The organism is Stetteria hydrogenophila, from assembly GCF_054657575.1.
This window is the reverse complement of the sequence record NZ_BAAHYL010000002.1, coordinates 576,946-602,729: the sequence shown is the minus strand read 5'-3', so window position 1 is coordinate 602,729 and position 25,784 is coordinate 576,946. Positions and strand designations below refer to the sequence as shown.

The 25,784-nt window shown below is 59.8% G+C and carries 21 protein-coding genes and 1 pseudogene; 4 read left to right on the top strand and 18 right to left on the bottom strand.

Annotation, left to right across the window (positions count from 1 at the left end; genetic code table 11):
- Positions 1 to 25: 25 nt before the first annotated feature.
- Positions 26 to 1,435 carry an L-aspartate oxidase gene (gene nadB, locus ACYQ3J_RS06485; RefSeq protein WP_460126278.1) on the top strand — a complete coding sequence of 470 codons (1,410 nt, stop codon included), beginning with the start codon at positions 26 to 28 and terminating at the stop codon, positions 1,433 to 1,435.
- A 182-nt stretch (positions 1,436 to 1,617) separates the two neighbouring features.
- On the opposite strand, the gene ACYQ3J_RS06480 is transcribed toward nadB, so the two are convergent.
- Positions 1,618 to 2,439, bottom strand: coding sequence for a PD-(D/E)XK nuclease family protein (locus ACYQ3J_RS06480; RefSeq protein ID WP_460125987.1), 822 nt, complete (start codon positions 2,437 to 2,439; stop codon positions 1,618 to 1,620).
- A gap of 390 nt (positions 2,440 to 2,829) precedes the next feature.
- Here ACYQ3J_RS06480 and ACYQ3J_RS06475 point away from each other — a divergent pair, with 390 nt between their 5' ends.
- Complete coding sequence (locus ACYQ3J_RS06475) at positions 2,830 to 3,723, top strand: MBL fold metallo-hydrolase (protein WP_460125985.1); 894 nt, start codon at positions 2,830 to 2,832, stop codon at positions 3,721 to 3,723.
- A 482-nt stretch (positions 3,724 to 4,205) separates the two neighbouring features.
- Here the strand turns inward: ACYQ3J_RS06475 and ACYQ3J_RS06470 are convergent, their stop codons facing one another.
- The 3 genes and pseudogenes from ACYQ3J_RS06470 to ACYQ3J_RS06460 form a co-directional block, all read right to left on the bottom strand.
- Positions 4,206 to 4,577: a nucleotidyltransferase domain-containing protein gene (locus tag ACYQ3J_RS06470; RefSeq protein WP_460125983.1), complete on the bottom strand. Its 372-nt coding sequence runs from the start codon at positions 4,575 to 4,577 to the stop codon at positions 4,206 to 4,208.
- Positions 4,498 to 4,922 (bottom strand): annotated as a pseudogene (locus ACYQ3J_RS06465) (HEPN domain-containing protein). The gene ACYQ3J_RS06470 and the pseudogene ACYQ3J_RS06465 overlap by 80 nt, the downstream one beginning before the upstream one ends.
- Before the next feature lie 165 nt (positions 4,923 to 5,087).
- The gene (locus ACYQ3J_RS06460) at positions 5,088 to 5,984 is read right to left on the bottom strand and encodes a coenzyme F420-0:L-glutamate ligase (RefSeq protein ID WP_460125981.1); all 897 of its coding nucleotides are present in this window, start codon (positions 5,982 to 5,984) and stop codon (positions 5,088 to 5,090) included.
- A 209-nt stretch (positions 5,985 to 6,193) separates the two neighbouring features.
- Here ACYQ3J_RS06460 and ACYQ3J_RS06455 point away from each other — a divergent pair, with 209 nt between their 5' ends.
- Positions 6,194 to 6,712, top strand: coding sequence for a hypothetical protein (locus ACYQ3J_RS06455; protein ID WP_460125979.1), 519 nt, complete (start codon positions 6,194 to 6,196; stop codon positions 6,710 to 6,712).
- A gap of 359 nt (positions 6,713 to 7,071) precedes the next feature.
- On the opposite strand, the gene ACYQ3J_RS06450 is transcribed toward ACYQ3J_RS06455, so the two are convergent.
- The 11 genes from ACYQ3J_RS06450 to ACYQ3J_RS06400 form a co-directional block, all read right to left on the bottom strand.
- Positions 7,072 to 7,503, bottom strand: a complete 432-nt coding sequence (locus ACYQ3J_RS06450) for a hypothetical protein (RefSeq protein ID WP_460125977.1) — start codon at positions 7,501 to 7,503, stop codon at positions 7,072 to 7,074.
- Between the two features lie 524 nt (positions 7,504 to 8,027).
- Positions 8,028 to 12,029, bottom strand: a complete 4,002-nt coding sequence (locus tag ACYQ3J_RS06445) for a LamG-like jellyroll fold domain-containing protein (RefSeq protein WP_460125975.1) — start codon at positions 12,027 to 12,029, stop codon at positions 8,028 to 8,030.
- Between the two features lie 4 nt (positions 12,030 to 12,033).
- Positions 12,034 to 13,431: an alkaline phosphatase family protein gene (locus ACYQ3J_RS06440; protein ID WP_460125973.1), complete on the bottom strand. Its 1,398-nt coding sequence runs from the start codon at positions 13,429 to 13,431 to the stop codon at positions 12,034 to 12,036.
- A gap of 71 nt (positions 13,432 to 13,502) precedes the next feature.
- Positions 13,503 to 14,807 (bottom strand): glycosyltransferase, encoded by a 1,305-nt coding sequence (locus ACYQ3J_RS06435; protein ID WP_460125971.1) that lies wholly within the window; start codon positions 14,805 to 14,807, stop codon positions 13,503 to 13,505.
- A gap of 9 nt (positions 14,808 to 14,816) precedes the next feature.
- The gene (locus tag ACYQ3J_RS06430; RefSeq protein WP_460125969.1) at positions 14,817 to 16,031 is read right to left on the bottom strand and encodes a glycosyltransferase; all 1,215 of its coding nucleotides are present in this window, start codon (positions 16,029 to 16,031) and stop codon (positions 14,817 to 14,819) included.
- A gap of 74 nt (positions 16,032 to 16,105) precedes the next feature.
- Complete coding sequence (locus ACYQ3J_RS06425) at positions 16,106 to 16,846, bottom strand: glycosyltransferase family 2 protein (protein WP_460125967.1); 741 nt, start codon at positions 16,844 to 16,846, stop codon at positions 16,106 to 16,108.
- Positions 16,847 to 16,960: 114 nt separating this feature from the next.
- Complete coding sequence (locus ACYQ3J_RS06420) at positions 16,961 to 17,446, bottom strand: hypothetical protein (protein WP_460125965.1); 486 nt, start codon at positions 17,444 to 17,446, stop codon at positions 16,961 to 16,963.
- A 422-nt stretch (positions 17,447 to 17,868) separates the two neighbouring features.
- Entirely contained in the window at positions 17,869 to 18,606 is a 738-nt protein-coding gene (locus tag ACYQ3J_RS06415) for a hypothetical protein (RefSeq protein WP_460125963.1), read from the bottom strand.
- A gap of 29 nt (positions 18,607 to 18,635) precedes the next feature.
- Positions 18,636 to 20,153, bottom strand: coding sequence for a lipopolysaccharide biosynthesis protein (locus ACYQ3J_RS06410; RefSeq protein ID WP_460125961.1), 1,518 nt, complete (start codon positions 20,151 to 20,153; stop codon positions 18,636 to 18,638).
- Positions 20,137 to 20,385, bottom strand: a complete 249-nt coding sequence (locus ACYQ3J_RS06405) for a hypothetical protein (protein ID WP_460125959.1) — start codon at positions 20,383 to 20,385, stop codon at positions 20,137 to 20,139. The genes ACYQ3J_RS06410 and ACYQ3J_RS06405 overlap by 17 nt, the downstream gene beginning before the upstream one ends.
- A gap of 16 nt (positions 20,386 to 20,401) precedes the next feature.
- Positions 20,402 to 20,863 carry a hypothetical protein gene (locus ACYQ3J_RS06400; RefSeq protein ID WP_460125957.1) on the bottom strand — a complete coding sequence of 154 codons (462 nt, stop codon included), beginning with the start codon at positions 20,861 to 20,863 and terminating at the stop codon, positions 20,402 to 20,404.
- A gap of 369 nt (positions 20,864 to 21,232) precedes the next feature.
- Between ACYQ3J_RS06400 and ACYQ3J_RS06395 the strand changes: the two genes are divergently transcribed.
- Positions 21,233 to 22,765, top strand: a complete 1,533-nt coding sequence (locus ACYQ3J_RS06395; protein ID WP_460125955.1) for an alkaline phosphatase family protein — start codon at positions 21,233 to 21,235, stop codon at positions 22,763 to 22,765.
- A gap of 151 nt (positions 22,766 to 22,916) precedes the next feature.
- Here ACYQ3J_RS06395 and ACYQ3J_RS06390 read toward each other — a convergent pair whose 3' ends face one another.
- From ACYQ3J_RS06390 to ACYQ3J_RS06380, 3 genes are read right to left on the bottom strand one after another with little or no spacing between them, the layout of a single operon-like run.
- Positions 22,917 to 23,762, bottom strand: a complete 846-nt coding sequence (locus ACYQ3J_RS06390; RefSeq protein WP_460126276.1) for an alkaline phosphatase family protein — start codon at positions 23,760 to 23,762, stop codon at positions 22,917 to 22,919.
- Between the two features lie 2 nt (positions 23,763 to 23,764).
- Positions 23,765 to 24,877, bottom strand: a complete 1,113-nt coding sequence (locus ACYQ3J_RS06385; RefSeq protein WP_460125953.1) for a glycosyltransferase — start codon at positions 24,875 to 24,877, stop codon at positions 23,765 to 23,767.
- Between the two features lie 45 nt (positions 24,878 to 24,922).
- The gene (locus ACYQ3J_RS06380) at positions 24,923 to 25,657 is read right to left on the bottom strand and encodes a nucleotidyltransferase family protein (RefSeq protein ID WP_460125951.1); all 735 of its coding nucleotides are present in this window, start codon (positions 25,655 to 25,657) and stop codon (positions 24,923 to 24,925) included.
- Positions 25,658 to 25,784: the final 127 nt, after the last annotated feature.

Here is a 25,784-nt window from a genome sequence, read left to right as displayed (position 1 = left end):
CGCTCCTCCGGGGGGCCGGGTGGAGCTGTTGAGGGTGGGCGTCGTCGGCTGCGGCGCCTCGGGGTTGACTGCAGCCGTCAGCCTGGCGTGGAGGGGGTTTGAGGTCTACGTCGTGTGCCCTGGTGTTGAGGAGTCCAACTCCTACCGGGCCCAGGCGGGCGTGGCGCTCCCCCTCCTCGATGGCGACTCGGCCTGGCTCCACGTCATGGACACGCTTAGGGCGGGGAGGGGCCTCTGCGACGAGGAGGTGGTCTGGGGCGTCGTGTCGAGGGCGAGCGAGGCCTTCGACTTCCTCCAGAGGCTGGGCGTCGCATTCGATGGGGCGGAGCTTGAGGGGGGCCACAGCTTCCCCCGAGTCTTCACGGCTAGGAACGAGACCGGCAGGGTGATCGTGGAGCGGCTCCTGGCGGAGGCGGGGGAGGTGGGGGTCCACTTCGTGAGGGGCGCCGCCTCCTCCCTCGCCGTCTCCGGGGGGAGGTGCCACGGCGTCTTCGTGGGGGGTGAGCTGCCCCGCTTCGACGCCACCGTGCTGGCGACGGGGGGCTACACGGGGCTCTACAAGTACTCCTCCGGGTCCCCCCTGAACACGGGGGTCCTCCTGGGGGACGCCGTCTCGAAGGGCGCGGTTGCCTGCGATCTGGAGTTCACCCAGTTCCACCCCACCGCCTACATCAGCCCGCGGGGCCGGGTGGTGCTGGTGAGCGAGGCCGTCCGCGGCGCCGGGGCCAGGCTCGTGAACGATGAGGGGGAGCGGTTCGTAGACGAGCTGGAGGCTAGGGACGTGGTGGCGAGGGCTGTCTACGAGCAGCTCTCCCGGGGGAGGAGGGTGTACCTCGACGCCACGAGGGTCAAGGGCTTCAGGGAGCGGTTCCCCCGCATCCACGAGGCCCTCCGGGGGGAGGGCGTGGACCCCGAGCGGGAGCCGGTCCCCGTGGCTCCAGTGGCCCACTACTCCATAGGCGGCCTCCGCGTTGACCCCTACTACAGGACGAGCATAAGGGGCCTCTACGCCGTCGGCGAGGCGGCTTGCACGGGCTTCCACGGGGCGAACAGGCTGGCGAGCAACTCCCTCCTGGAGTGCATAGTCAGCGGCCTCGAGGTCGCCAGGACGATCGCGAGGGACAAGCCCGAGAGCAGCGGCCGGGAAGTCGCCGCGGCCGAGGACACCAGCCAGGACCCCGGCGACGTAGACTCCATCAGGGAGATACTCTGGACCCACGCGGGCGTGGCTAGGACGGGCGAGGGCCTCCGGGCGGGCCTGAGGAAGCTGGAGGCGGTGGAGGCGGACGAGAGGCTCAAACTCCTAGCCCGCGGGATCCTCGAGTGCGCCCTAGCCAGGAGGGAGAGCCGGGGAGTCCACTACAGGCTCGACCACCCCCACCCCAGGAAGGAGTACCAGAGGCACAGCATGTTCAACGGGAGCTGCATCCTCTAAACCCCGAACACGCCCCCACCTCCTCCAAGGGAGCCGCCGGCGGCTGGATACGCGGCCAACGACTGACCCCCCAGGAGGATCCCTGCGGAGCAACGAGTTGAGGCCCCCTGGGGAGAGCCGGGATCCCTCCCCCTGTGGCGGCGCTGGAGGAGAGGCCCGCGGGGATCCCGGGGTGTGTGGGGCTATGTCTTCGTGTAAACCTCTACCCCCAGCTTCTCGGCGGCTTTGAGCGCCTTCTCGTCGGCGTGGGGGGTTACGAGTATGAGCCTGGCCGGCTTCCTACCCTCCAGCCTCTCGTAGAGGAGGGCCTTCCTCTTCAGGGTGTAGACGTCTGAGGCCCTGGCGTGGGACTTCACCTCGACCAGGATCACTTCACCGTCGACTATGGCTACGTCGACCTCCACCGACTCCGGGTAGCCGTAGACCAGGCCCTCCTCGTCGAAGCCAACCCACCTGGCTACCTTGAGGCCCAGCTCCCTCTCAAGCACGCCCCTCAAGGCCTCCCTGAAGGCCTCCTCAGCCATTACCCCCCAGCGGGCCCCGAGGGCTGAGATGCTCCTCTCCAGCCTCGCGAACCCCTCGTACATCTCCCTCCTAAGCTTGGCTATCTCCTCGTCGTGCCTTCTGAACCCCTCGAGCATCTCCTTCCTTAGCTGAGCGATCTCCTCGTCGTGCCTCTTGAAGCCCTCGTACATCTCCCTCCTTAGCCTGGCGACCTCCTCATTCAGCTGAGCGATCTCCTCATCATGCCTTTTGAAGCCTTCGAGCATTTCCTTCCTCAACTCGGCTATCTCCTTCCTTAGCTGAGCGATCTCCTCGTCGTGCCTCTTGAAGCCTTCACGCACCTCCCTCAGGAGCTTGTTGAAGTCCTCCCTGAGCCTGACGAGCTCCCTCTCGCTCCTGTCGAGCCTCCTCAGCACCTCCTCCAAGCCCAGGAGGCCGGCGACGGCGTAGCGGAACTCCTCGTCGCGCTTCAACAGCTCCAAGAACTCCCTCTTATCCAACCCCAGCCTCCCAGTAAAGGGTTAGCAAGGGGCTAACCGAAAACTAAATACCTGCATGTACGGTGGTTAGCAAGTGGACCCACGACCCACTAAGCTCCCGGTTAAACTCTAACAAGTCCAAAGGCTCCCAGGCGTGTAGTCATCAATACGGGGCAGTAATCCCAGGCCCAGGCCAAGGAAACACGGGCCCCTAGGGGTGCTGCAGGCGCCTGGATTCCTCTACCTCCCGGGCCCGGGATCCCTCTTGTGAGGGGAGTCTGGAAGTCATCTAGAGGATCCCTGCAGGCCCCAGGCGCCTCGGAGTCTGGGACTGGGATCCCTCCCCCGTTGAAGCCTTAAGGGGGCGCCGGGGCTCCTCCCTGGGGATCCTTGTGGTGGGGTGGCCTCCTCGTGGGTTTGGATGTCGGCTTCGCGGACAGGGTCCGGGTCTACGTCCTCGCCGATGATTATGCGGGGTATAATAGCCCGTTCCTGGCGCAGCACGGGGTCTCGTACCTGGTCGAGGTTTGGAGCGGCGGGGGGAGGCTGGGGATCCTCTTCGACACCGGGACATACGCCGACCCCATACTCTTCAACATGGAGAGGCTGGGCGTTGACCCGTCCAGCATAGACTTGGTAGTGCTGTCGCACAGCCACTACGACCACACCGGCGGCCTGCCCGGGATCCTGGAGAGGATCGGGAGGAGGGGCGTGCCCATAGTGGCCCACCCGGGGATATTCAAGGTGAGCCTCGCGGTGAAGCCGAGGCTGGAGAGCGTGGGCATCCCGCTAAGCGACCCGAGGAGGGAGGTGGAGGAGGCCGGGGGGAGGTGGATCCTCACCCGGGGCCCCCTAGTGCTTGGGGAGGGCGCTGTGACGACGGGGGAGGTGCCGGTGGGGGAGAGGGAGCCCTACGAGAGGAGCGACGGCCTCACCGGCGTCTACAGGCTCACCGAGGAGGGCCTCGAGCCCGACAGGGTCGACGACGAGATAGCCCTAGCAGTCAACACCAGGAGCGGCGTCGTAGTCCTCTCCGGCTGCAGCCACTCAGGCATAGTAAGCATCACCAGGAAGGCGGTGAGAGTCACGGGGAACGACAGGGTCCTAGCGGTGATCGGCGGCTTCCACCTCGTAAACGCAACCATGGAGAGGATCAGGAGGACCATCGAGGGCCTCGACGAGCTCGGAGTCCAGCGCGTCTACTCGGGCCACTGCACCGGCCTCCAGGCGGAGGCGGAGATGCTCAAACACTTCGGGGACCGCTTCACCAAGATACACGCAGGCATGGTAATAGACCTACCCTAGCACCCCAAACGCCCCAGAGTCGGGCCTCTACAACCGCCCATCCAGCGGGGCCAGCGTCCAGCCCGTCCCCGGGGGCGCCGGCGCCTCTCGAGGGGCTTGGATTTGCCCCCCGGGGGATCACTGCGCTGGCGCGGAGAGGCTCGGCGAGGTAGCCGTAGCCGCCGGCTTCGAGGCCCACCCCCTCGCACGGGCTCTACCGCGCCGTGGCGGAGGGCGGTGGCTACCCGAGGCTCCCCCGCGGGCGGTGAGGTGCCCGAGGAGGCCTTCTACCGCTACGCCCGCGGGGGAGCCGCTGGACCACCTGCCAATGGACGGGTTCATCGGGGAGAACGTTGACGCGGAGACGGGCGTGGCGCCGCCGTGCACGCCAAGCCTTGGCGGGCGCCGGCCCTGGGACGGCGAGGAGGCCGAGGCGAGGGCTAGCGCTGGGGGGATCCCGGGGGAATGCCGGGGGCAGGCCTGGCCAAGGAGGGGTCCGCGACTTACTCGTCTTCATCCCATATAGTGATTCCTTCCTCCTCGACGCTCCTAATGAAGGGGTTGCCGCTCTTCTTGAGCTTCACGTAGTCGGAGTACTTGTACACGTGCAGCTCCACCTCCGGAATATCCAGTATGTCCCATGCCACCTTGTACACGTCGAGGTCGATTCTCGTGGTGTCATCGTAAACTAGTAGCACGTCGACGTCACTGGCCGCGGTGTACCTGTTCCTAGCGTAGGAGCCGAAGAGTATCAGCTTCTTCACGGGGACCACTTCCCTGAGCCTCTTAACCCTTTCACTTAGAATCCTGACTACCTCCTCCCTGCTGTATCTTGGCGAGTACACTCTTACAGAATTTGAGGATCTCCTCGGCATAACTAATCAGCCTCTCAGCCTCGCTCCTAGTATATAACTCGTAGGGGGCCCCCTCTGGGTGGGCGTTAGGGTACCTGGTGGGTATATACGCTTTATCCAGCTCCTTGGCTAGGTCGATCAGCCTGGGGGGGAGTCAATCTCCTTCGGCAGCCTCTTCAGCAGGCCTGCTACGGAGTGGCCGAAGGCCTCGTACCCCAGCTTCTGGTAGACCGCTTTAACCGCCTTCCAGGCGGCCTGCTGGGCTAGGAAGCAGGCCCACTCATAGTACCCCCCTTCAAGCTCGTACCTCGCATTCTCCAGGTCCCTCTCGGCCTGCCTGATCCAATCCCTGCCCCTCTCAACCAAGAGCCCTGCACCCGGAACGTAACCGCGCCGGGATGCATGGGAGCGCTCCAGGCTGGCCCGGATACTATGAAGGCTTACGTCCCCCGCCTCAATAGTAGTATTAATACAGAGGGGATACCTTGCCCGCTAGCACTGGAGGAGGGATCCCGAGGGGTGCGTGCCGCGCTAGCGGTTCCTCCTGTATAGTAGCTTGAAGATTAGCCTTGCGAGGATGGTTTTCAGGATCGTGGTGGGTGTGATCCCGGCTGGGTTGATGGCGTAGTCCTTGACTCCCTCGCTGCTCCTCTCGTACCTGAGCCCCCTGACGATGACTACCGGCACCCTCTCGCTGGTCTGCCCCATTAGCAGGGCGGCTGCCGAGGCCAGCTCGTCCACGACTATGTCTACCCCGCCGAACTTCGGGTTCCCGTAGATGTCCCTGGAGGCGAAGTGGGGCGTCACGGGCTTTATGCCGGAGGACCCCACCGCGACGTCCACGGTTCCCAGCTTGCCGCTCGTGTTGGCCTCGGTGTCGCTCACCACCACCGCGACCCGCTTCCCCGTGAGCTCCTCGATCCTGAACCTGAGCCTCTCCGCCTCCGCGTCGAAGTCTACCGTGTCGGCTATGGCGTGGCCCGGCGGGAGGTTCGAGTAGTCGACCCCGCCGTCGAGGGCTATGAGGCCCTGCCTAGTGACGACGACGAGCATCGAGGGGATCCTCTCCAGGAGCCTCGCCGCCTCGCCCGGGTCCCGTGTGAGCCTCGGCAGCACGCGCCCCCCGAGCCGCTTGAGGGGCAGGACCGCCAGGATGTCCCTCGAGGCGGAGAGTATCAGCTCGACCTCCCGGGGATCCTTCCCCGTGAGCCTTGCTATCAGCCTGGCGGCCAGGGAGGGCTTCACGTCGCTCAGCCTGTACATCAACCCCCTAGCCTTGAGCAGAGCCTTCGACGTCACAACGATGACGTCGCCGTCCCTGACGCCGACGCCCTGCCCCGACGCAGCCTCAACGATGAGCCTCGCAAGGTCGTCCCCGGGTCTAATCTCCGGGAGAACCAGGCCGATAACCTCAAGCCTCAAAGCCATGAAAACCACCAATCACGCCGGCGGGCCAGCACGCCCCACCCGAGAGCCCCCGAGCCGGGGACAACTAAATGCACGCGCCAGCCCCGCCCCGACGCCCCCCAAGGCCGCCGGGAGGGATCCCCTCGAAGCCCCGGGGATGCTTGCGTAGAGGCTAAGGTTAATACGTAGCACTCCACACACAACACCCCCGGGAGAGGTGCCCCGGCGGGTTGGCCAGCCTGTCAGCTGAAGACATCGTTAAACTCTTCGAGGGGGATGAGAGGGCGCGTAAGCGGCTCGCCGAGCTCCTAGTAGCGGAGCCCGACGTCAGGCTGGCCATTATAAACGCCGTCATCCGGGACGTCGCCACCAAGCATGATATTGAGAGGCTCAGGGACGAGTTCAGGAGGGAGCTCGGGGAGAGACTCGAGGGCCTCAGGAGGGAGCTCGACTCCAAGCTGGAGGAGCTCAGGAAAGAGTTCAACGCTAGAATCGAGGGGCTCCAGAAGGAGTTCAACGCCAGGCTTGGGGGTGTCGAGGCAAGGCTCGAGGAGCTCGACAAGAGGATAGACGCCCTGGACAGGAGAATAGACGCGCTCGACAAGCGCATTGACGCGCTCGATAAAAGAATCGACGCCCTGGACAAGAGGATAGACGAGCTGGGGAAGAGGCTCGACTTCATAGCCAGGGTGACGCTCGCCCTAGCCGGCTCCGTCCTCGCCGCCCTAGTAGCGGCGCTGGTGAAGTGAAGCTACTCCTAGCATAGCCGCCGGCCACGCGGGCACCCCCCGGCGACCCGCGGCGCGGGGGCGCCTGCAGGGAGGCAGGGGAGGGGCCAGGGGGCTCCACCGAGCTCGCCGGGCACGCCGAGAGGGGTCCCCGGCCGCCCGGAGCCCAAACATTAAGGGCTAGAGGGGAGGGGGGTGCCCAGTCGCCCCCGGGGAGGGATCCCGAGGCCCCCAATGGTTACGGTTCCACCCCGCGTCCACGAGCCCGAGGGGGCGCAGGCGTAGCCGCGCAGGCCGGGATCTCTCCTGGGGGCGGCGGCGCCCCGCGGGGGCGTGTGGTGCCCCTCCTTGGGGGCTGGCGGGCGTGAAGGTGGGGCGCGCTAGTGGGCCGCGGATGCCAGCGCCAGCAGCACCACTAGCAGGGCGGCGATGAGGGATCCCGTGAGGATCGCCGTCAGTTTACCTATGAAGTCCAGGGTCTTCCACATCTCGCCCATTGCCCCCTCGGCGCCCCTCAGCCTAGCGTCAAACTCCCCGCGGAGCCCCTCGATCTCGCTCCTCAGCTCCCTCCGGAGGCCCTCAGCCTCCCCCTTCAGCTCCCTCCTGAACTCGCCGCGGAGCTCGTCCCGGAGCCTCTCGATCTTCGCCTCGAGCCTCTCGACGTCGCTCTTAGTCGCCACGTCCCTCAGGGCGGCGCTCGCGATCGCCAGCCTCGCATCCAGCTCCGGGGCGAGGATCTCAGCCAGCCTCCTCCGAGCCCTCTCATCTCCCTCGAACAGCCTGACAATGTCCCCGGCGGATAGGTTAGCCAAGGCGGGGCACCCCCCTCCCCGGGGGGTATCGCGTGTAGGGTACTACGTAATAGCCCTGCCAGGGCTCCTAGAGGAGGCCCCCGCGGGCCCCGCTCCAGCAGGTTCCCAGGGGCCGGCGCGCATAGGGACCAGAGAGGGATCCCGGGCGCCTCCCCCCAATGCAACCCGGGCCAAGGAGCCTACTACGCCTAGCCCAACGGACCCGCTTAAGGGTTCAAAGGACTCCCCTTAGGCAACAAAGAGCCCAAGCACCCCAAGGGAGCAAGCCGCCCAGCAAATCCCGCCACGGCCCACCACGGGCATAGCCGGACACCCCAAAGCCGGGGTAGCCCACGGCAGTCACGGCCACTCAAGCTCCTCGGGGGATCCCGCTCCTCTGTCCCAACCCTACACGAGGAGAGTACTCCTATGCCGCAACCTCCCGGAACCTAGCTCTCGATTATCTCAAGGCGTTTGCGACTCGCTTTTAAACATATTAAGAAACGGTCATGTAAAATTTATGATTTATTCTCAGTGTTTATTTATTAATTTACAGGCAGGCTTAATTTACGGGATTGGAATGGTTTTTCTCTCGACTTGCGTGCAAGGTATGCTATGGCGGCTATCACGGACGTGTCGGCATAGAGGTTCTCGATGGTTAGAAGCACTGGTAGAAGCCTCCACTTCTCGTCGAGGTAATCTTTGGGGCTCGCTCTAGCGGCGAGATCTCTAGGTAGCAGCGTGTACCCGTTCAGGCTCATCAGCGCGGAGCCGGCGAGCTCTCTATCCAGGTACTTGTAGTACACTTTCACCAAGGCATACTGCCCACTGTTGACCATCTCCTGTAAAATACCGGACGGGACTAGCGCTACCGCGTCAACGTTGATCCATCCGCTCTCAACGCTTAACTCCAGCCTGGCCCTCGAGGGTCCGGGCAGGTTAAACGTTCCAACCCTCACCCAGGCATCATCCAGTATAGAGTTGGATATGTTGAAGGTGAACATGTACCTCTCTCGAGTCCCCAGTGTTCCGTTTGCAGTCACGGTTAACGTGAAGCGGCCGCCGCTTGCGATGGGCGGGTAGAGGTGAACGTAGACGTCGTAAGCCCCGCCGGCCAGGAAGATGGGGGGCAAAATAATGTTGCCGCCTCCAATTACATGCAGCCCCCGGGCCTCATTGGATAACAGGGAAGACTTTGCGCTCCAATAGATTCTTTCTAGGGACAACTCTACGTCTTTCGAGCTCGACAAGTCGACGACCACGGGGAGAGGGCTTAGAGGCACAACGTAAACCAACGCCTTCGACCCGCCATTCGCGAAGATGGCGCTGCCTGCCTCCTCAGTGATCCTTGCCAGAGGCTCCAGGGCCAGGAAGACCTTGTGCAGGGAAACCACTACATTCTTATCCTTTTCTATTTCTATGGACGCGTTTTCCACGCCTAGAACGCTTAGCCTGCCAAGGCCAACGATCAGCTGCAGCGGAATATTCGAATTAACCTGTAAAGCCCCGCTTTCCCACACGTGGCCGGCTCCACCCACCGAGATGGTAATGCTTCCCTTACCCTCCACCGTCATGGTGAGAACGGGGTAAACATATCCTGTTCCCTCGAGTAATGCAGAGCTGTTAATGCTTGCAACCGGTAAACGCAGCTCCGCCCGCGTTACGCCCCTCGGTATAACTAGGCTGTAGAGGGTCCCCGAGTACTCGCCGTAAACGCCTGAAGGCACGTACCCGATGAATGGAAGGCTCCAGTAGTACCTTCTACCGAAGCCCCTTAGCATTAACTTTGCACGGCGCATGTAGATGGAGTGCTCCCTGTAAAATTCTCCACTACCCATGCTGGAATTCTCCAGCAAGTCAAGGTATAATGAAGCCACGTCAACAACCCGAATACCCGGGCCGGAGGCAGTAGGCCTGAACACGGGTAAAATGCAGGCGCCCCGAGAACTGTTTGCCAGAATGCGGCTAAGCAGGTCGGACGCAACGGAAATACTGTTCGGCCCGCCACTGACGAAGAGGGGCGTGTAAAGGTTGCACTTCCCAACCCCCCTGTAAACCTTCTCTATATAAACGTAGGTCTGGAATGAACGGTTACCAGCATTAACTCGGGCCGAGAAGAATTTACCCTCAAGCCCCTCTAGGCTTGCGTTTCCATCGACCTCGAGGAGCGGGATATTGAGGGGAACCCATATATCCCTGCAGGGACTGGTCTCCACTGAGAGCGCCATATCAATAAACGCGTAGCCGCCCCTCAAAGATGAGTCGTTAACCTTATATGAAACGTTCACGCCGCCCGCTCTTCCCGCGACTACGCCGGCCCCAAGGACTACACCATAAGGCATCTCCGCGTACTCAACAACCGCATCCTTAGCTGGTGGCAACGCGAAACCAAAGCCTACGCTGCCTCTGGCCGCCGGCTCGCCATCCACATACAGGCTTACATTACCCCCATTTATCACGGCAGCAATGTGATGCACGTGCTGCCAGTCCCCGACGATGGTCCTCAGAGAAACCCGCCTCTCTCCACTCTCGACCCTAAAGTATAGGTCGCTCCCCCAGCCGTAGAATAGAGCAAAACCATTATTGCCTGAACTATCCCTAACACTAAGAATCACTTGATCCACTCTTTTACCGTAATCATAAATCCTCACCCAAGCCTCAACAGAGAAGATGGAAGCACCTTTCAGGTCCTTTAGGGCTTCACTAACATCGCCATAAACCTCGTGCTTCAGGTAATCATAGGAGACGGGCTCAGAGAAATTAACTTTAAGAGATACATTTTCAGGGCCGCCACTCAGCATTCTGCACAGGGTTGAAGGAACCCGAAGCCAGGCGCGAACAGCAGGCCTATCCAAGTAAAACACGTCTAAGCCCTCCAAGTCATGGAACACAGCACCATAACCCCGCTCTTCGAGCAGCCTACTCTCAAAGTTAGAGTCCAGCACCGACCAAACTACAGGCATTTGATCCCTCAGCATAACCCTCAAGGAGGGGCTGCCGGCAAAATAAGAGTAATGATTGAAATCCGGGTAAAGCCTCTGGCCTAAATGTAGAAGCTTAGGCTCTGAAACACTATGATCTATTATTGCTGCCTTGAAATACCCGCCATAATCACTTGCCAGTTTGGCATGGACACTTTCATACACCCACGGCTCCCACTCACGCCATCCAGGAATCTTGCTCAGCTTGTAGAAAAGGTAGACCGGAGAGAAGTTGAACACAAAAACATACATAGCAGGCAAAAGGATAACTATAAGCACCGCAAGTGCACGCACAAAAGACTTCAAACGCCTAAATCTTGTTCCGGCTTGTACTTGAGCTGACAAAGATTTAATGGAAAGAGAGAATACGAAAACGCTCAAGGCAAAGACGATGGCTGAAATCCTGTAAGGATCTCTAAAGGTGTAAACAAAATTACTAATAGCACCTCCTATTACTGGAAGTTGAAGCTCTTGAACTAAGCGTAGTAACCGCTCAGGATAACATAGTATGTAATGCAAAAGCCATGCCATAACAATAGTCAAGCCTAACGCATTCACGTGCATCTTAAGTTTACCATTTCTTCTTAAAATCATTATCACGCTAAACGTGGCCCAAATAACCAACACAACCACTACAGTATAAGCCATCAACAAGTTAGTTTCATCTGGCACATCACTATATTTTACGTACCTTTTATACGCATTAAACCCCCCCTTGTTAAACCCTCCAAGTAGCTCAACGAAATTATCTAAGCTAAGATAAACCGTTGCAAAAGGATGCGATAATCTTTCATACTTCAATAAATCCATACCCACTTTTAAGGTAGAACCAAAATAAAGTGACAAATAATATTTTGTAAATATTGATATTATAAAAAGAAATACAATCAATATTACACGGTTAAAATAAGGCCTTGCGTTTCCTCGCTTAAATTTATATAGCAGTAGCGTCAAGAAATAAATTATTAATAATAAGGAAAATGCTAATATGTGAGGGTGTAGCAGGAGAAAGATCCCGTATAATAAGAGTGCCTGGACCCATGAGCCTTTCCCATAATAGATGGAAAAAGCCAGTACGATTGCTAAGGGCAGGACTGCATAACTTAACATGAGCCCTGGCACAAAATAAAAAATCATGAAAGGTGAAAAGGCGTACAGTAATCCTAAAATTACGCTGAAAAGAGTATTACGTACTAGATAATATGTAACGATGCATGCCGAGGCGTAAGCTAAGGTTATGCCTGTTGCCTTCAGTACTCCAATGGGCGTTAATATATTGCCAAATTCAAAGTGTGTAAACAAATAGGGTACAATAACATAGTAGAGATCGTTAAGCGTTAAGGGCCCTCGTGCATAACCAGGTTCATTATATGTTGGCGTGTAATAATGAAGAGCTTTTCCTAAATACCTTTTTTCGTAAACCGAGTACAGACTACCACTAGCGTCACTCTGATAGAATGGTGTAATCCAATTTCTTAGTGAAAATAATATCGTAAGCAAAGAAAAAATAATCACCGAAGATAATATAAATAAAATAATATCTTTTTTATTACTAAAGATTCCCAATCTATCACCCTGCTTTTTTCAACTTTAAAGCCTGCCTTGTTCTCCATGATAAGAGATAACGTTTATCCGTGCCTACAAGTTGACCTATTAATTTTCCTACATGAATGTTTGCATCAATTTCATGATATGGCAGCTGGAAATCCTTTCTTGAAGCATATAGCGCAGTGAATCCATACAAGCCATGATCGTAAATCGCAGTATTAAGTTTTATTAAACTTTTTTTGACAGGTATATAGCCGGGAACCATACCTATGTTCTCATCTTTTACGTTTATAAATATAAAATTATTATTATAGCTAATATCAATTAATCCATTGATTAATAAAAATTCGTATTCCTTCTTTAACGTATTAAAAACGTCTTTCACTACACTTTCAGAAATCACTTTGATTATATAAGGATATTTTGCAGGTATTACAACAGATTCATTTTCATATTCAGAAGAAAATTTGGGCCTTGGCGCGTCATACAATGATTTTACGGGCTTCATTTTCCTGCTTATGCTGAGCATTTTCAACATTAGTTTCCATATATGTTCACCGTAGGAAATGCTTGGGAATTTATAGTTTATATAGTTGTAAATTATCTTGTTTTCATGCCAAAAGCGTAGAAAACCTTTCTTAACAAGAACATATTTAACATTAAGTAACACATTGTAAGGTTTGAAATCGTGGTCGCTCACCAAAATCACTAAGTCAAAGTTTTCTAGTATAAAACTTACTAGTTCATCTAACCGCTTAGCGATATCCTTGAATTCGCCTTTTATAAACCTTTGTGGCCATATATGCATGATGTTATCGGTGTAAGGTAGCACAGTGTAAAGATATATGCCAGATTTTGCATTTAGTGTTTTCTCTATTGTTTCCTGTATTTGATTTATTTCACGCAATGAAGCTTCAATATATTTATCTACATTTAAATTATGAAGATAAAATTGCGATCGAAATTCTATCGGCTTTATTTTTATGTCTGTCTTATTAAATAAAGGTTTACTTGGATACAACCAGTCCCCTGTCACTATTAAGTCGTCCCTAGGTATTCTAGGAGGGTAACTAAGGGGAGCCCCAATCACTAGATGGACTTCATTTTTCAGTCTGCGACCTACTTCCCAGTGGTACGGTGCTTCTACGTCGTTTGATGTCACCATTTGCATCTTAAAATTATTTCCTACTTTTTTAACTTTGAAGAAATCATAGATTCCAATTTCGTCAATATATTTGCCGGTGTATATAACTTGCCAGCTTGGTATAGTTACCGGCGGGAAACACAATATAGGCTTCTTAAGTATAGACTCGCGAATTAATCTCGAAAGAGCGGGCATACTATACCGTGATAGCATAGTGTTCAACAGGAATTTTCCCGCAGCGTCCAGCCCTAGTATTGCTAAGCGTTCAACACCCACTTGCAATGTCCCCATTTTGCGCATCTTTAAGCAAAGGGGAGGTGTTTTATTAAGTTAATCTCTATGCGCAATCATTGCGAAAAAGCTGTTTCAAGGTATGACTTTAGTAACTTCTCTATAGATGCATTCCAGCCGAATTCTTTGATGACCTTTCTAGAAAGGGCTGTGGCATGGTGTTTTATTTCATAAAGAGACTCGAGGATTGCCGGTATTTCCTCTAAAGACTTTATTAATATGCAATATTTCTTTACTTCATTGGGTATTTTAGAATTTTTGTAAGCTATTACTGGGACTCTCAGGGCTGTAGCTTCTATTATTGGTAGGCCGAAGCCTTCCTTGATTGTAGGCATGAATAGCACGTCAAGAGATTTCAGTATTTTGGGCAACTCTTTCCTCTTGAACTTGCCTCTAAACCTTATTATGTTTTGTAGCCCTAGTTTTTGTGCGAGAAACTTGAGAATATCGGTCAGAGGGCCTGAACCCCACGCTTCTATTTGGGCGGGTATGCGCTTCTTCTTTATCAGCATTCCTAGGGGCAGTAGCATGAATGTCGCTTTTCGCAGAGAGTGGGCTCCAATGTACCCAATTTTTATGTGCTGGCCCAGGCTCGAAGTGTAGGGTTTACTGTTTTTGTTTTGCAGGGTTGGGTTGTTGTTTTCTAGCTGATCTAAGTTGATTGTCAATCCTAGAGGGACTACATAGGTCTTCTTTGTGTATTGGGTTAGCGGGGCTAGCTCTCTCGCTGTTAGCGTGGATACCGCTATGAGTGCGTCGCTTACTTTCAGGGCTGTCTTAAAGGATGTTATGTCATGGAGAGCGTATAGTTTCAGCTTGTAGTTTCTCGCGTCGCGTAGTACTAGGTTTACGTGTGCCCGCTCTTTAACGTAACTTGTGAACTCCATTATCCTGGATTCAACCAGAAGAGGGTAGTCGGGATCCAGGGCTTCAGGGACGTGGTGAATAGTTGTTACCAGCTTCACATTAGTAGTATTGCAAATCTTCTTGGAGATGCCGAGTATTTGTTTGTGTAGATAAGCCGGTCCGGCGAGGATGTGATGCAAGTAGTGTATAATGATTTTATCGGAACAGAAATGTTTTGAGGGTACGTGTTTCAGTATTAAGAGTGTGGGCAGGATATAGTCGTATATTAGTGGGGCTGTGCTTGTTCCGTAGGGTATTTTCTTGAGAACATTTAGTTTTGACATATTTAAATAAAATAAAAGCTTTAGGTTAATAGGGTTGTTGGCTCGTTTTAGTTGCGTCATAAGATGCTTGTACAAGTGGTGTGTGTAGATTTCTAAGCTGGTATCAATTGAGATGATAGGCCTTGACACAAGATATACGTCTATGCCGGCAGTCCTACGTGTGGCCTCCACGTTAATCATTCACCTCAGGGTTTTTAGCGTTTTAAGTAGTTCATTGAATATAAGTAGGTGTTTTTCGGCTACTTTTCTCCAAAGCCTCGTCTTTTTTATCATGTTTACCTTTTCACTTTGCGTAACCATATTTAGACTATTCAAGCTATTCAAAACTGTATCGGCTATTTTTCTTGCCTCACCGGCGTGTTCTATTAATAAGTATGGTTTCCCTAGCGATATAGCAATGGCTTCAACTCCGCTTGCAGCTATTCTCGCCTTGTAGGGTAGGATTACTATGTCTGCCGCTGAGAACAAGTCTATGATTTTGTCTTCTGGAACGTAGCCGGTCAGGATTACCTTTCCGCTTCCTTGAGTGTTGATTGCTGTAATTTTGTCTATAATGTCTCTCAGCCAGTGCTTGTACCATTTCTCGTTGAGCAGTCTTGGGTGGGGTCCTCCAGCAATTATGAGTACTGTATTGGGGATTATTCTGGCTATTTCCCTGTACGCATTTATGAGTTCTTTTACTCCCTTATAGCCCGTTAGGTATCCGAAGTAAAGTAGTACGGTCTTGCCTTGCAGCCCTAGCTTTTCCTTTGCTAGGTTTTGGGGGATGGGTTTCAGGTCCTCTACTCCGTGAGGTATAACGGCTATCTTCGCAGGCGATACCTTATAATCTTTTATAAGGTATTCTTTAAGGAACTCTTCATGTACTATGATTTTATCTGCGACTAATGCTATTAGCTTTGTAATGAGTAATAGTCCCATCTTTAGAAGCATAGGTGGCCCATGTATTCCGTTTTCTCTCCTGAACTCCTCGGCATCAAGGAGTTTAAGTGGAACCACACCATGAAGGGTTACTACAGTTTTTCTCGAGCAAAGCTTTAGCAGGGCGATGAGTAGCGGGAATAGGGCGGCCGACAAGTTTTTCCCGTAGAGGAAGTATTCATGTTGGACGTGCGTAATGTCGGGTTTGATTTTGCACGCCTCTTTAAATGCCTGGAAAACGTAAAGCAGGTTAAAGTTGAACGCCCTGTGAACAGTGACTCCGCTATCCCCGTATAGCTTTGGCAGATCTTTCCTCTTATCGGCTATTACGTGAATCTCCGTTTTAGGGTTGATGGATTTAAGTGCCTCGACAAAGTTTTTGGTGTATGACATTACGCCGCTACCATAGACGTGCCTGCGCCCGGGGGGAGGGTATGGGGATATTTCAGCTATTCTCAAGGGCTTCTCTCTCACGGAACTTCATCCCTTCATTGCAGTTCAGCGCAGTTCAGCCAGAGGATGCGGAGGGGCTCCAAGGCCGGCGGGGGCTAGAGCCTGCCGTGGCGGTACGCTATGGAGAGGAGTTCGAGGAGCATTCTCCATATCTCCCTGGGCTTGAAGGGGGCGGTTAGCCTGACCTCCGCGAGGGAGGGGGCCTCGGCTATCTTATAGCCCATCTTTGCGGCTAGGAGTAGTAGCTCGACGTCGAACGCGTAGCGCTTGGCGTAGAGCCTCGGGGCAACGTCCTCGAGCACCCTCCTCTTGAACGCCTTCGCCCCGGTCTGCGTGTCCCTCAGGCTGAGGCCTGTGAGGAGCCTGGTGAGGGCGTTGAAGCCCCTGCTGAGCAGCCAGCGCAGCAGGGTGGCCTGGGTGCGGGAGAGGGGGTGCCACTTATCCGTCACCACAACGTCCGCGCCGGTCGCCTGCATCACCCGCAGGAGGAGGAGGACCTGCTCCGGGGGGACGTCGAGGTCAGCGTCTAGGAGCACGACCACATCCCCCCTGCTGGCCCTAAAGCCCCTAATGAACGCTGCCCCCTTGCCCAGGTTGCGCCTGTAGCCAACGACCCTGACGTTCCGGTGCCTCGACGCAGCCTCCACGGCCCTCCGGAGCGTCCCATCCCTACTCCCATCATCGACGACCACGACCTCGAATGGGACACCGGCCCCGGAGAGGGTCGAGGCCACCCTCCCAATGCTCTCAGCGATGAACCCCTCCCCGTTGTAGACGGGCATGACGACGCTAACCAGCCCGCCCTCCCACAGCCAGCCCCCGAGGGGGCCCCCCACCAGCCTACCACCCTGCACGATCCAGCAGGCCCCCGGCACCCGGCAGCCGCGGACGGACCCCAGTTCTGAGACCCCCTCGAGAGCGGCGGGCCCCCACCCGGCGGGGCTGTAGGGCTATGCTAGGGCCAGCTCCACTATCGCCACTATCAGGGCGGCTAGGACCGTGCCTGTTAGGGCTAGCGTTACCTTAGCGATGTAGTCGAGCCTCTTCCCCATCTCGTCTATCCTCTCCTTTAAAGCCTCCACCCCCCTCTCCAGGGAGCCGACCCTCTCACCCAGCGCGTCAACCCGCCTCTCCAGGGCCTCAATCCTCTTATCCAGGGAATCAATCCTCTTGTCCAGCGCGTCAATCCTCTTGTCGACCTCCCCCAGCCTAGCGTCGAGCTCCCTCCGGAGGCCCTCGATCCTCGCTTCAAGCTCCCTCCTGAACTCCTCCCGGAGCCTCTCAATGTCATGTTTAGTAGCGACGTCCCTGAGGACAGCGTTTATCACGGTGAGCCTCACGTCCGGCTCCGAGACGAGGAGCTCGGCGAGCCGCTTGCGTGCTCTAACATCCTCCTCGAACAGCTTCACGATGTCCTCAGCCGACAGGCTGGCCAAGCCGCCGGGGCACCCCTCCCAGGAGTAGTACGTGTGGAGTGCTACGTATTAGCCTTGCCCCCACGGGGATCCCGGGTTCACGGCGGCTCCTCGGCCGCCTAGTCCCGCCTTTGGCTGGGAGGCCCTGAAACGCTACTACGCCCTTGGGGGCTAGCGGCTGAGCTCGTCGTACACGCTTTCCCTGTGCTCTATTACAATGGTTAGCGTGCACGGCTCGGGCTTGTATATTATCCTGGTGGGAGCCCGCGCGGGCCCGGCAGAGGTTGGCTAGCCTCCCCTTCAGCCTCGCCTCGCAATCGGGGTTCTCGGCCAGCTCGTTCAGCCTCTCCCGGATCCTCTCAGCCATGCGCGGGAGCTCTTTATCGAGCTTGTCGAGAAACTTCTTTGCCTTCCTCTTTAACTCTATGCTACACGGCAAGGGGCTAGCCGGCCTTCACTACGCCCATTTTTACCAGGTCCTCGTAGGCTTCATCGTCGAGTAGGAGGTCGAGGGTGTCGATGTAGTCCTCCACCTCGCCCGCGAGCCGGCCGGCGAGCTCTGCGAGGGCGTCCCTGGAGTCCTCCCTGTATTCTCTAATGAGGCCTAGGAGCGGGGCGGCCGCCGCGGTCCAGGCGAAGAGCAGGCGCAGGGTGCAGTCCGTGAACTCTAGGAGCTCCCGGAGCCCCCTCCCGGCCAGCCTCGCGCGGAGCCCCTCGGGGCCAAGCCTCCCGAGCCAGCGGGTGAGCCAGAGATCGCGGTCCACGAGCGCGGCGAGCCCCCGGACCAGGTCCCCGGCGCGCCGGTAGCCAGTGCCCCTCAGGATGCCGGCTAGCTCTCTCGCAGCCTCCCTCTCGGGCCGGGCCACCTCGTCGAGCACCCCTGGGGAGGCGGCTGCGGCTAGGAGGGCTTCCCCGGCTTCTAGGAGCGGCTTGTGGATGGTGGCCCAGAATCGGGCGGTGAGGCGGGGGAGCTCCGCCTCTAGCCCGGCGGGGTCCATGCTCAGAGCTATGCGGGCCTCGCCCTCCACTGCCTCCCCGAGGGCCTCGAGAAGCATCTCAAGAGCCTCCCCGCCAATGATCTCCTCGAGCCCCCCGGAGGCGCGGAGGCCTCGGCCGTGCAGGGCGACGGCGGCCAGGCCCGGGAAGAGCCTGAGGCAGTCCTCAACCAACACTCCGGCCACGCTGGCCTCCCCGGTCTTCACCGTCAGCCTTACTCCTTAAGGTCCTCCCCAGCGTCGCTGGAGTGCAGGTTTCCCTGAACGCGCACCCCGGCTTCGAGGCGTGGCGAGCGGTGTAAGAGCTCCCCCAGCACTGTCCTGGCCACCCCAACGGCTTCATTGAGCGTTAGGGCTCCTGTGGCGTGGAGGGCCAGCGTTGCGGCCGCGGCGCCCAGGGCTGCGGTGGCGGCCTCGCCGAGGATCCCCTGGAGGGGGTGGAGGGCTGCGAGGATCCCGGCCTGGGCTGCGAGGAGCTTGAGGGGCCACGCGGGGCTGAGGGCCCGGGCTGCTATGGGGGTGGGGGCTAGGGTGCTGGCTAGGAACGCTAGCGCGGCCCCCGCCGCGCCGAGCCTCGGGGCTAGGGCTAGGGTGAGGCCGGTGAGGGCTGCGAGCCTCACGGCGCCTATGGCTAGGACTTCGCGGAGCCTCCCCTCCCCGTTGAGCTTGGATACCGCGTTCTGGATGTAGGCCAGGGGGACCACGGAGAGCGTGAGGGCCCCGAGCGCCCCGGCGCCCCGGGCGAAGTCGGGGTTGACGAGGGAGAGGGTGAGGTGGGGGGCGAGGCCTACGGCGACGGCTAGGGGTAGCACGAGCGCGGCCCCGAGCCTGAGGCTCTCCCCGGCGACGCCGTAGTCTCGGCTCCTGACCATCACGGGGAGGCTGACGAGGGCCATGCTGGCGGGTATCATGGAGAGGGCGAGCGTGGCCATGAGTGCTATGTAGAAGACGCCCGTCTCCCCGGGGTCCCCTGTCAGGGCGGCGATGAGGACGACCCCCGCGCTCGCGAGGAGCTGCGTGGAGAGCACGAGGGGGTAGTTGGAGGCCCCCACCCTCACCGCGTCAACCAGGTCCCTGAGCGCCGGGAGGGCTAGGCCGACGGCGGCCGCGGCGAGGGCTGTGGAGAGCGCTGCGGAGGCGAGCTGGGAGGAGAGTATGCCCAGGGCGAGCCCGTAGCCGCCCAGCCCGGCGAGGGCTAGGGAGACCCCGACGCCCACCTTCACGAGGGCCCCGAGGGTGTTCACGGCGAACACCGCCCTCGCCCTGCCGGCGGCTATGAGCGTCGAGAGCGATGCATTCGCCGCGAGCCCGGCGACGGTGAGGGCGAGCACGAGGGGGACGTACCTCGTGAAGCCGCCCCCGTAGAGGCCCGCGAAGACTGGGGAGGCTAGAGCCGCCGCGGAGCCGAGGGCCACGGCTAGGAGCAGCACAGCACCGTAAGCCCTGGCCCTGCGCACGGGGACCCAGCGGAGCGCCGCGTAGTTCAACCCGAGGTTGGCGAGGCTCGAGAGCACGCCCGCCGCGGAGAAGGCGGTGGTCGCGTACCCCACCGCCTCCGCCCCCGCGACGCGGCCGGAGGCGAGCCAGAACACGAGGCCCCCAAGCGTGACGGCCAGGCTCCCCGCGGTGACCCAGACGCTCCCGCGGACGACCTCGGCTAGCCCGCCGCCCGCGAGGTCCTGGCTTGGCCTCGAGGCGGCCTCGGCTCCAGCCGCCCTAGCCCTGGCCGTCACCCTCCCCCTCTCCTCCGTCCCCGCCGCTCCTCGCCGCGTCCACGAGCGCGAGGGCCACCGCGGCTGCGAGGATGTAGTAGGCGTAGACTGCGAGTGTGTCCGCAGCGTCCTCCCTGCCGAGGGCCAGGGCGACGGCTGCGGCTGTGAGCACCGCTATGAAAGCGGCGGCGAGGCCCCTAACCATGAAGTCGAGGCTGGGGAGCACGCGGCGCAGCGCCCGCTCCAGGCCCATGGCCTACGTGCCGCCGCTACGGGCCTAGGAGGCCGGCGAGGTACTCCTCGAGCACCAGCATCGACCGGCCAAGGTACCTCAGGTACCCGAGCCTCCCGCGGGCCCAGGAGACGAGGGCCCGGAGGCCCCCCCGGAGGAGGCCCTGGAGCCTGCCCCCGAGCGTGGAGAGGGCGCGGGAGAGGCCCTTAACCAGCACGAGGCCCCTGGCGGTGTGCAGCTCGATCCTCGCTATCAGCGCGGCCAGCATCTCCCTGACCCTTGGGCTCTTGAACCTCTCAACCCTCAGCCTCGACGCGACCTCCAGCAGCGCCCTCTCCAGCGGGGACAGGATCCTCCAGTACAGCCCGAGCCTCCGGGCCCTCCGGATCTCCCTCGAGACGAGGCTGGGCGTGACCTCCCCCGGCTTCAGAAGCTCGAGAGCCACGCTCGCCAGCTCCCCCTCCAGGGAGCCAGCGGCCCACGCGCCGGGGGAGGCCAACCCTTCGAAGCACCCCTACAAGCCAGCCACTAGCCACCCACCCCACCCCAGGTACTATTTAAGCGTACCCCACAAGCCACGCCAGGGGATCCCGGCGACTCCCGGGAAGACGCGCGCAGCCACGGCGAGCCTGCGTAGCACCCTGGAGGCGTTGCCGAGGGTCGGAGGAGGCCCCGCCCCGGGGCCATGGGCAATGATTAGCTTAAATAGTATGCCCAGCTAGACTCGGCTAGAGGCAAACGAGAAGACGCATTACGCCAAACAAGAAGAACACTACAACAACTCCCCGCGGAAGACCGGCTGTTCACCCTCCTCTTTAAGGTTAGCACTGTTAAACAGGAAGACTGCAACCCATGGGTGTGGCTGGCGGTGCCTAGCGCTGGGGGGTCGCTCGCGGTCCTGGGCTTGGATGGGATGCCCTGGGGCTACCTTGAGAGGCTGGTTGAGGCCGGGGTTATGCCCTACGTTGGCCAGCTGCTCTCCTCCTCCTTCACGGCTGACCTGGAGTGCCTTCCCCCGGCTACGCCCCCCTCGTGGTCGAGCATCATGACCGGGGTCGGGCCGGGGGTTCACGGGGTCTTCGGGTTCTTCAAGTACGAGCGGCCGGGGCTAGTGCAGCGCCTCTACACCGCCCTCGACTTGAGGCACCCGAGGCTGCACGAGATGCTCTCAATGCTCGGGTTGAGGAGCATAGTCTTCAACCCAATCCCCGACTACCCCGTGATCCCCCTGAGGAACACGGTGGTGGTGAGCAACCTCTTCTTCACCCCGAGGCCCGCGGGGCACCCGGAGGGGGCCCTGGAGCGGTTCTTCCACGGCTTCAACCCACTCGACCACGGGGGAGCCCCGGGGTGCGGGGTGGTCGAGGACTACGCCCCCGTCGCCGAGGCCTACCTCGCTGCGGTGGAGGAGGCGGTGGGGGAGGAGCACGCGCTCCTATGGGTTAACCTAAACGTCCCCGACAAGCTGTTCCACAAGTGCCCCCAGCTCCTCAGCCGGGGATCCCCGGGGGCTGGGGAGGCGAGGCTCTTCAGGATAGTCGACTCCATCGCCAGGGTGCTGGGGGAGAGCCACGACCACCTCATCATAGTCTCGGACCACGGCTTCGCATGGTACGACAAGCTGGCCAGCGTCAACGACATACTGGTCAGGGCCGGCCTCGCGAGGGCCACGAGGGTGCAGAAGCTGAGGGACACCGGGGGGAGGGAGGCCCTCAGCGAGGGCGGCCGCTCAAGGGTGGTGGGGGTGCCCCCGCGCCTCTACGTGGCGGTGAAGAGGCTCCGCCTCGACGGGCTGGCCCGCCGCCTCGCCGAGGCGTACTCGAGGCTCACCGGGAAGGGGCTACGCTTCACCGTCGAGTCCTACGTCGACCCAGAGGCCTCCCAGGCATTCTACCCGGACGAGTACGCCTTCGGGGTGTACCTAAGGGACAAGTCCAGGCTGGGCGACGTGCTGGAGGCCCTCTCACGCCACAGCGACGCCCTGGAGTACATGCTCCCCGAGGAAGCCTACCCCGGCCCCCACGCCGGGGAGGGCCCCGACGTCGTCGTCTACCCCAGAACCGGGAGGGGCTACTGGGTCACCAACAGGATCCTCGGCGCCCCAGTGGTCAGGGGCTCCTACGCCCGCCACCACCCCACAGGCGTGCTCATAGTTAAGACTCCGAGCAAGCTCAAGTCTAGAGAGAGGGGCAAGGGGGGCAGGGCGAGGCTCCCGAACCACGCCGTAGCGAGGATAGCGCTCCAGCTCCTAGGCCTACCCCTCTCCAAGCACCACGAGCCCGTCGACCTCGAGGGCCTCGAGGACCCGGGGGCTAGGGTTGACTACAAGCAGCGCTGGGAGGCAATGCTCAGGGTCCGAAGGGCGCTGGCGTCGAGGGGGAGGCGCAGGCCCCAGTCATAGCCTCCAAGCCCTGGCTGGCTTCAGCGTTCCGGGGCGGCGCGGGATCCCCCCCGCCGCGGGAGGCCCTTGGGGCTTAGGGGCTGGCGCTTGATCGGCGGAGGGCCCGGCAGGAGGGGCGCGCAGGCCCCCCGGGTCCCTCACCGGGGCGGGCTTAGGCGCCGCCGGCCTCCCGGGGGGCGGGCTGGCTGCACCACTCCACGATCCTCCGGGGTATCTCGTAGATGTCCCTGAACTCGTGGTCAATATTGAGACTCCAGTACATGTGGTCGCTGTGGTCGCCGCTCACCCCGTCATCGGAGCCCTGCATCCCGTGGTCTGAGACTATCAGGGTGACGTCGGGGTCCACGGCTGCCTTCAGGCGGGGGGCCCAGAGGGCGAGGAGCCTGTAGGCCCTCTCTAGCTCGCCGCGGCAGCGGTACCAGCAGAGGTGGCCCACGTAGTCCGCCAGGTTCGAGTAGACCATGTAGAGCCTGTGGCCCCGCTCCCTCCTAGCCCTCCGCTCGAACTCGGTGAAGACCTCCCTCGTGTACTGGAACGCCGCCTGGATCGCGCCCTGGAGGTCCCCCCGCGAGACCAGCCTGCGGAGCCTGTCCATCCAATCCTCCCAGATGTTCACGCCGGGCACGTTGACTGCGAGGCTCGGGGCGCACCTGTCGAGGATGGTCTCCCCATGGATCCTGAACATCCTAACCCGGGGCTTGAAGCCAAGCTTCTCCAGCAGCTTGCGCTTGCCCTTCACCCACCTGAGCGGGGGGAGCCACCTGAGCCTCTCGAGCAGGCGGTTCTCGTAGACCCACAGGTCCTCCGCCTCCCCCTCCCCCGGGGGCCTCCCGGTGAGGATTGCGGTCCACACCTTCGGAGTGAAGGGGACGGGGTGGGAGTAGTGGTAAAGCTCCCGGGGCACGGGCAGCTTCCCGTACCTCCTCTGCATGAGGGACCTCAAGCCGAGCCCGACGACTAGGTCGTACTCGAGGGCGTCCAGGGCTATCACTAGCACCCTCAACGCGCAGCCGCCTCCGCGTACCTCTTAACCACCCGGGCGATCCTCTCCTTGAATATTTCCTTCGAGAAGAGCCTGGCCCTCCCCCGAGCCCTCGGGGCCATGGCCTGGTAGCCCTCCAGGGCCCGCCTGACGCTTGCGGCCGCCTCGTCGATCGTGGAGTAGCCGAGGCCGTACCTGCCCCGGTCCACGATGTCCAGCCACGGCCCCCCGCTCCTGTGGACCACGGGCACGAGCCCCGCGGCCATCGCCTCAACCACGCTTATGCCGAAGTGCTCGTTCACCATGGCGTGCAGGTACACCTTGGCCTCCGAGAGGATCTCCTCAAGCCTCCCCTGGGGGAGGTTCACGTGGAGGAAGACATTCTTCAGGTTCATGGACTCAACCATGCCCTTCAGCCTCTCGTAGTACTGCCTCCCCGAGGGTGTGAGGCTGCCCGCCACGTGGAACTCCACCCCCGGCAGCCTCCTGGCGACCTCTAGGACCACCTCGTACCTCTTCTCCGGCGCGTACCTCCCCACGCTCACCACGATGCCCCGCCTCCGCCCGTCTAGCGCAAGGTACCTCTCCACATCCACAGGCGGGTAGACGACGAGGGCGTTCCTCCCCAGGTGGCGCTTGATCACCGAGCGGCTGAACCTGGAGTTGGTGAGGAGCAGGGTGTCTACGCGCCTCCTCGCGAGCCTCTTCTCCAGGGCGTGGAACGGCGCGAAGTACGCCCTCCAGAAGCCCCTGGAGTACTTAGCCTCGCCGGCCCCCCACAGGGTGAAGGTGGGGTAGTGCATGTACGTCACGTCGGCCGGCGCCACCATTATGTCCCCGTGGGTGTTTACCACCACGTCGTGGCTCCTCCTGAGCCGGGGGAGGAGGGCTGAGGAGGCGAGGCGCATGTAAATGCCGAACGCCGTCACCCTGAAGGGCAGGAGCGACACCTCCCTGTCGGGCCGGGGCACCCTCCCCCACACCCGCTCCACTAGCCCCCAGTCCGTCGGCTCCACCGTCGCCAGCGTTACACGCCAGCCCCTCTCCTTGAACGCCTCCACCGCGGCGAGGAGGAGCCTCTCACCGCCGCCCAGAGTGTTCACCGTGCTATGGAGCAGCGCAACCCTCACCTGGGGCCACCCTGCCCGGCGCGGGATCCCGGGGGGCCTGGGGGTTTACCGGGTGAAGAAGCGGGGGAAGAGGCTCCTGTCGAGCTTCACGTACCTCTCCAGGCTCCCGACGTCGTACCACGGCCCCTCGTGGATGTAGGCCTTCACCCTCAGGCCCCTCCTGATCATCCACGGGACGAGGTCCCCCATCAAGTCGAAGCGGGTGCCGAGCTCGCCGGCGTCGCGGAGTACGCTGGGGTCCAGGGCTAGGACCCCTATGGTGGCGTGGATGGGGAGCCAGGGCTTCTCCTCCAGCCCGACGACGCTGCCGTCCCGGTCGAGCCTCGCCACGCCGACGGGGAGCTGGTAGCGGTCCGAGACGACTAGGGTCGCGTGGGCCCCCGCCTCTCCGTGGGCCCTGAGCACACTGGAGACGTCGACCTCCGCTATTATGTCCCCGTACCAGACGAGCGCCGCGTCCCCCTCGAGGAGGCCGAGCCTGTAAGCCTTCAGGAGCGCCCCGCCAGTCCCCCCGTACTCCTCGTCGTCCTCGCTATACCTCACCCTAACCCCGAGCCTCCCCCCGTCGCCGAGGTACCCCACAACCTGCCCGGAGAGGTGGCCGACGAGCACGACGAGGTCCCTCACGCCGTGCCGGGCAAGCCACCGCACAATGAACTCGATGAGGGGCGTGCCCCTCTCATCAACCGGGAGCATAGGCTTAGCGATGAACTCACTGTAGGGCCTGAACCTCGTACCCTTACCCCCAGCCAGGATAACCCCGGTAACCCTCAACACCATCCAAATCCCCAAGCAACAATGGATCCCGCGCCACCACTAAAAACGCCACGCACGCCCCCCGCGAATCCAGGGAACACCATGGAGAAGGGAAGGGATCCCGCGCTGCTAGGCGCCACATTGCGCCTGC